This is a genomic window from Flavobacterium sp. F52, assembly GCF_000278705.1.
Lineage (GTDB): Bacteria > Bacteroidota > Bacteroidia > Flavobacteriales > Flavobacteriaceae > Flavobacterium > Flavobacterium anhuiense.
On record NZ_AKZQ01000028.1, the window covers coordinates 77306 to 83547 of the forward strand.

5 protein-coding genes are annotated in these 6242 nt (G+C 33.1%); 3 read left to right on the forward strand and 2 right to left on the reverse strand.

The features are described from left to right. Window positions 1–6: 6 nt before the first annotated feature. The 3 genes from FF52_RS14990 (at window position 7) to FF52_RS15000 (ending at window position 1967) form a co-directional block, all read left to right on the forward strand. Entirely contained in the window at window positions 7–195 is a 189-nt protein-coding gene (locus FF52_RS14990) for a hypothetical protein (RefSeq protein WP_008466802.1), read from the forward strand. 161 nt (window positions 196–356) lie between these two features. Next, window positions 357–1592 carry a metallophosphoesterase gene (locus FF52_RS14995; protein ID WP_008466805.1) on the forward strand — a complete coding sequence of 412 codons (1236 nt, stop codon included), beginning with the start codon at window positions 357–359 and terminating at the stop codon, window positions 1590–1592. Between the two features lie 72 nt (window positions 1593–1664). Further along, window positions 1665–1967: a thioredoxin family protein gene (locus FF52_RS15000; protein ID WP_008466807.1), complete on the forward strand. Its 303-nt coding sequence runs from the start codon at window positions 1665–1667 to the stop codon at window positions 1965–1967. Between the two features lie 25 nt (window positions 1968–1992). On the opposite strand, the gene FF52_RS15005 is transcribed toward FF52_RS15000, so the two are convergent. Continuing rightward, window positions 1993–2634 carry a polysaccharide deacetylase family protein gene (locus tag FF52_RS15005; protein WP_008466810.1) on the reverse strand — a complete coding sequence of 214 codons (642 nt, stop codon included), beginning with the start codon at window positions 2632–2634 and terminating at the stop codon, window positions 1993–1995. Window positions 2635–2735: 101 nt separating this feature from the next. Further along, on the reverse strand, window positions 2736–6014 hold the full coding sequence (locus tag FF52_RS15010) for a DUF2723 domain-containing protein (protein ID WP_008466812.1): 3279 nt from the start codon (window positions 6012–6014) through the stop codon (window positions 2736–2738). Between the last annotated feature and the right edge of the window lie 228 nt (window positions 6015–6242).

The window sequence follows — 6242 nt, forward strand, 5'->3', positions numbered from 1 at the left end:
AAAGTCATGAAAAAATTAGCAATTTTAACAGTAGCAGTTTTAGGAACAGTTGCAATGGCAAGCGCACAAACAACTCCAGCACCAGCAAAAACAAAAGAGGTGAAAACTGAAAAACAAGATAAAAAAGCAAACAAAAAAGCTAAAGGTGAGAAAAAAGCAGAAGCTGCAAAACCAGAAGCTCCAAAAGCAAAATAAAACGAGATTTTAAGTCTTAAGATTAAATAGTTTTAAAGGTTGGTAGGTTAAAGCTGAAAGAGTCATCTTTCAGCTTTTTTATTTTAACAGCGTTAAATTTTTTATAATAAAAAGAAATAGAATTCGCATTCTTTGTTACTTTGTTTAAAACTAAAAATTAAATGATCCGTCGTTTTGTAATTCTATGTGCTCTTTTATTATTTATTGAGTTCTATTCATATCAGGCTTTTCGAACTTTAATCAAAACACGCTGGATTTTGATTGGTTATCAGGTTATAAGCTTACTGGTTTTAATTTTTATTATTTATTCTTTTTCGCAGGTAGATCGATCTGTCGGTCAAACTAGGCAATTTATGTTTACCACTGGTTTAATGCTAACGGTTTACGTGCCTAAAATTTTGCTTACGCTAATAATGTTTAGTGAAGATATTTTTAGAATAGGAGCCAGTATCGTAAATTATTTTATTTACAATACTCCACGCAAAGAAATGATGCCTGACAGAAGGAAATTTGTTAGCCAACTGGCGTTAGGTTTGGCAGCGATTCCATTTCTTTCTATTATCTACGGAATTTTTGAAGGCAAATATAATTTCAAAGTAATCAAACAAACTGTGTTTTTTCCAGATCTTCCAGATGCTTTTGATGGATTTAAAATCACTCAGATTTCAGACGTTCATAGCGGAAGTTTTGATAATCCTGAGAAAATAAATTACGCTATTGATTTGATCAATGAACAAGAATCGGACTTGATTTTGTTTACTGGAGATATTGTAAACACGCATGCTAAAGAAATGCATCCATGGTTGGAAACCTTTAGCCGTATTAAAGATTATAAATATGGAAAGTTTGCAGTTTTAGGAAATCACGATTATGGCGAATATGTAACTTGGCCTTCTGAAAAGGAAAAAGACGAAAATTTTAAGGCAATTAAGAATTTGTATGGCCAGATTGGTTTTAAATTAATGCTGAATGAACATACTTACATTCAAAAAGGTGATGATAAAATTGCTCTGATTGGTGTTGAAAACTGGGGAGTGAATTTTAAGAAAGCAGGTGATTTAAATAAAGCGTCTGAAAATGTTCACAAAGACGATTTTAAAGTGTTAATGAGCCATGATCCAAGCCATTGGGATGCTGAAATCAAAGATCACCCAAAGAATTTCCATCTTACGTTTGCTGGCCACACGCACGGTATGCAGTTCGGAATTGAAATCCCAGGCTATTTTAAATGGAGTTTGGCACAATACATTTACAAACAATGGGCAGGATTGTACGAAAATGTTGGAAGATACGTTTATGTTAACCGCGGCTTTGGTTTTCATGCTTATCCAGGACGAGTTGGAATTATGCCCGAAATAACAGTAATTGAACTAAAAAAAGGCCAGAATGTCGGTTAATTCGTTAAAAATGCTACATTTGTATAATATTTATTTCTTTTAGAGATTTAAAAAACTTAATTTTTTGGTTTTATGTCAAAATTTGGAGAACTAATAAATGCTCAAGTTCCAGTGTTAATTGATTTTTACACAGATTGGAATGAATCTTCAGTTTCTATGCATCCTGTCATTAAGGACGTAGCTGCTGCGCTTGGCGATAAAGCCAAAGTAATCAAAATTGATGTAGATAAAAATCAGGAACTAGCAGAAGCACTTCGTATTAAAGGGCTTCCAACTTTAATGATTTACAAAGAAGGCCAAATGATCTGGAGACAATCTGGAGAGCTTGATGCCAATACTATAATCGGAATTGTTCAGGAACAATTTAACGTCTAAATAACTTCTCTTTTGTTGATGTTATTTAGTGGATAATGTCAAACTTATATCCGTTTTCTTTTAAAAAATGCAGTGTTCTAGGCAAAGCAAATCTTAAATTTGGAGAAGCTTTAATACTGTCATGAAAAACAATTACGCTGCCAGATTTTACATTTTTGGTTACATTTTCAAGGCATTTTTCTGGAGTAATGCTTTGATCGAAATCAGCGCTTAAAACATCCCACATCACAATTTTATAGCCCAAACTTCTAAGGATTTTAGATTGCGCTTTTTTAATTTTTCCATAAGGGGGACGGAATAATAAACGGCGAGGAGCTTTTTCTTGCTCATCCAAAATAGCGGCACAATTTTTTACATTTTCGATATATTCTTTGGTATGGATTTTCCATCCATTTACATGATTCATCGTATGGTTGCCAATGGAATGTCCGTCTGTAATTAGCTTTTCAAATAAAGCCAGATTCGCTTTAATGTTTTTACCGATGCAGAAAAAAGTAGCTTTTGCATCAAATTTTTTTAATTCAGATAAGACCCAGTCTGTGATTTCTGGAGTAGGGCCATCATCAAAAGTCAGGTATATTTTCTTTTCGTTGTTAGGGATGTCCCAGCAATATTTAGAAAATACCTTTTTTATAAATGCGTTAGTTTTTACCCAATAAAAGCTCATTTTGAATTAAAATTGTATTAGTATGCATAAAATTAAAAAATGCAGCGCTATTTATCAAACAGCGCTGCATTTTTTTAATAAGTAAGATTTTTGTATATTATTTATTCTTTTTCACGTCCAAAACGCTCAAAAACATTCACGTAAGTATTAAATGTTGTTTTGTGCTGGTTGTAAAAAGCAGTGTCCTTATTATCATCCATTACATGCAATAAGCTTCTGTAACGCTCAATATCTGTAATGATGTCTACAGCCAAATCAGTTTGATCAGAAGGAGTCAATGTACTGTAATAGTTTAGATTCTCTTTATATTTCTGAACCAATTTGTTTAATAGATCTTGTGCTTTGGCTTTTTCTCCAACTTTGTAATAACCATCTGCAAAAGCTTCAACTAATGAATAATATCCATATTTGTCTAAAGGCATTTTGGTCATCGCTAAATTGATTACGTTTTTAGCTTTGTCAATTTTACCTTCTGCAATAAGCTGATTCATTAATCTCGAAAGATTAGTACGGTAAGTAATGCTATTTCTTCTAGTTTCAGGATCGTGATAGATGTTTCCATTGCTATTGCCCCAATCCCATTTCATTACAATATCGTACATTTTATCTGCATCAATTTGTCCCATATCTAATGGTCCGCCATCTTTAGAAGGAGTATTTTTAATTGGAACCAATTTATATACCATTCCGTCCAATTGCAGATAATCTTTTAGCCATAAATAATCTTCATCATCAAAAGCTCCGCCGCTAAAATAAATTGGTCTCTTCCAATTGTTATTAGCTAAAATATCAAGCATCATTAAACGGTTTTTGTATAGTGCGCTTCCCTTGATATCAATGTCTAAGTAAGGAACAATAGAATCGTAATACTTAGGATTCACTACTTTATTTTGAATAATAGTGTTTTTGTCCACATTTACTCTAATCTTGTTTGTTGGATAGAAATGGATAGTTTGTCCGTTTTGCAATCCAACAGTCGATTTAGGATTTTTGATGAAATCGATAAAATCTTTAATGTTCCAACGAGTATCAATTTTTTGAATATAAGCTGTGTAATCCAAGTTATCTCCCACATATTGGCTATGAACAAAAGAAATAGGCAACGGATTTGATTCATAAGACTTCGCTTTCATCTGGTCAATATACCAGTCTGTCATAAATAAACTCGTATTTACAATCTTCACATCGGTTCTAAAATGCTCAATTTCCTGCGCATACCAAAGAGGGAAGGTGTCATTGTCTCCAATGGTAAATAAGATCGCGTCTTTGTCGCAAGAACTTAAATAAGCTTTTGCCATTGCAACTGCTGTATATCTTCCAGATCTATCGTGATCATCCCAGTTTTGAGAAGCCATTAAAACAGGCGCAGCCAATAAACTTCCGGCAATAATTACTGGTCCCGCAATTTTTGGAGCTAAGTATTTATACAAACTTTCATAGAGCGAATAAACACCAAATCCGATCCAGATGGCAAAGACATAGAATGAACCTACAAGAGCATAATCTCTTTCACGAGGTTCAAAAGGTCTTTCGTTCAAATATATTTTTAGTGCAATTCCTGTAAATAAAAATAAAGCTAAAAGTACATAGAAGCTCTTCAAATCTTTGTTTGCATGATACATAATACCAATTAATCCTAAAATAAAAGGTAGGAAATAATAAGCGTTACGACCTTTGTTGTTTAAAACATCTGTTGGAAGGTTGTCTTGTGAGCCTAAATGAACAGAATCTAAAGCTTTGATGCCGCTGATCCAGTTTCCGTCTAAATTATCATATTTACCTTGAACATCATTTTGGCGTCCAACAAAATTCCACATCAAATATCTCCAGTACATGTATCCAAACTGGTATTCAAACATAAAACTGAAGTTGTCCGCTGTAGATGGTTTTTCGATAATTAAATATTCTCCGTAGCTTCTTAAGAATTTTACATAACCTTCGTTGTCAATTTGTTTTTGAGCATACGCTCTTCTAAACTCAGAAACTGTTTTTTCAACTTCATTACGCAATTGAGCTGTAGCTTTGTTGTATTCGTCTTCGCTCAATTGACTAGCGTCGATTCCGTATTTTGCCAAATCTTCATCATAATTATAATTAGGATTGATTCGGAACTTTGGAGGATTTGTAAAGTTGATATAGTTTTGAATGTGTCCCGTTTCTGTACTCCACATTCTTGGCAGAATGGCTTTCTGGTTGTCATCAGAATTTTGTTCTGCATTTTTATAATTATTGGTAATAATATATTTACCTGTTTTATAATCTCTTTCGTAGTTTGGTTTTTTATCTAAATAAGGCGTTTTAGCATCAAGACCAGCAAAAAGTTCAGTGTATTGAGGTCCATAAAATAAAGGATTTACACCATACTGCTCACGATTATAATAAGCTAAAACTTCTGTAGCGTCTGATGGTTTGTTTTCGTTAATAACCGTATTGGCATTTGCACGAACAGGAAGCATTAACCAAGTTGAGAAACCAATCAAAATGAATAAGATACATAATATAATAGTGTTGTAGAATATTAAACCTTTTTTGCTAGTGTATTTTAATCCAAAATAGAAAAACGCAATTAATAATAATGCTACAAAGATAGTTCCTGAGTTGAACGGAAGTCCCATGCTGTTTACCATGAAAATTTCGGTTTTTCCGAAAAATGCCATAGTAAGAGGAAGAAGTAATTTGAAAATGAATAATAAAATTCCAATAACAACTACATTGGCAATAAGGAAGTTTTTAATCGTAACTTTTTCGTAGTGTTTGAAATAGTATAAGAATCCAATAGAAGGAATGGTCAAAAGAGCCATGAAGTGAACTCCAAACGAAAGACCGACAACCAATGAAATGATTAAAAGCCATTTATTTCCTTTTGGTTTGTCCATATCTTGCTCCCAGCGTAAACCAAGCCAGAAAAGCAATGCAATTAATAAAGAAGCCATTGCATAAACTTCGGCTTCTACTGCATTAAACCAAAAGCTATCAGAGAAAGTGTAAGCCAAAGCACCTACAAAAGAACTTCCTAAAATTACAATCGAATTATTTTGGTCAATTTCGGTAAATCGACCTACGATTTTTTTCAAAATCATAGATGATGACCAGAACATAAATAATATGGTAAATGCGCTAGAGAAAACAGACATCATGTTAACCATTAGAGCCACATGTTGAGCATCTATTGCAAACATGGCAAAAAATGCGCCCATCATTTGGAAAAGTGGAGCTCCTGGTGGGTGTCCCACTTCAAGTTTGGCTGCGGTAGCAATATATTCTCCGCAATCCCAAAAGCTCATTGTAGGTTCTACTGTTAAGGTGTAAGTTATTAAAGCGATTGCAAATGCAAACCAACCAATAATTGTATTCCATTTATTGAAATTGAATTGTGCCATATTTAGGTGTTAAAAATTTGAATGTTTTTCTATCCTACAAAGAAAATGTTTTTTTATGTAAAGAAACGAGCATTAACAAAAAATTCTATAAAACAATGCGTAATGAGTAATGCGTTGTCTATGAGGAGTTTTTAATATTGAAGCGGATTTGAATGTGAAAAAAATCAAAAAAAATGATTTTTTTTGGCCAAAAAGTTTGCACAAACTAAATAAAGACTTAAATTTGCA

Coding starts and splice junctions, on each gene's coding strand:
- FF52_RS14995 (WP_008466805.1), top strand. CDS start 357: ATGATCCGTCGTTTTGTAATTCTATGTGCTCTTTTATTATTTATTGAG.
- FF52_RS14990 (WP_008466802.1), top strand. CDS start 7: ATGAAAAAATTAGCAATTTTAACAGTAGCAGTTTTAGGAACAGTTGCA.
- FF52_RS15010 (WP_008466812.1), bottom strand. CDS start 6,014: ATGGCACAATTCAATTTCAATAAATGGAATACAATTATTGGTTGGTTT.
- FF52_RS15005 (WP_008466810.1), bottom strand. CDS start 2,634: ATGAGCTTTTATTGGGTAAAAACTAACGCATTTATAAAAAAGGTATTT.
- FF52_RS15000 (WP_008466807.1), top strand. CDS start 1,665: ATGTCAAAATTTGGAGAACTAATAAATGCTCAAGTTCCAGTGTTAATT.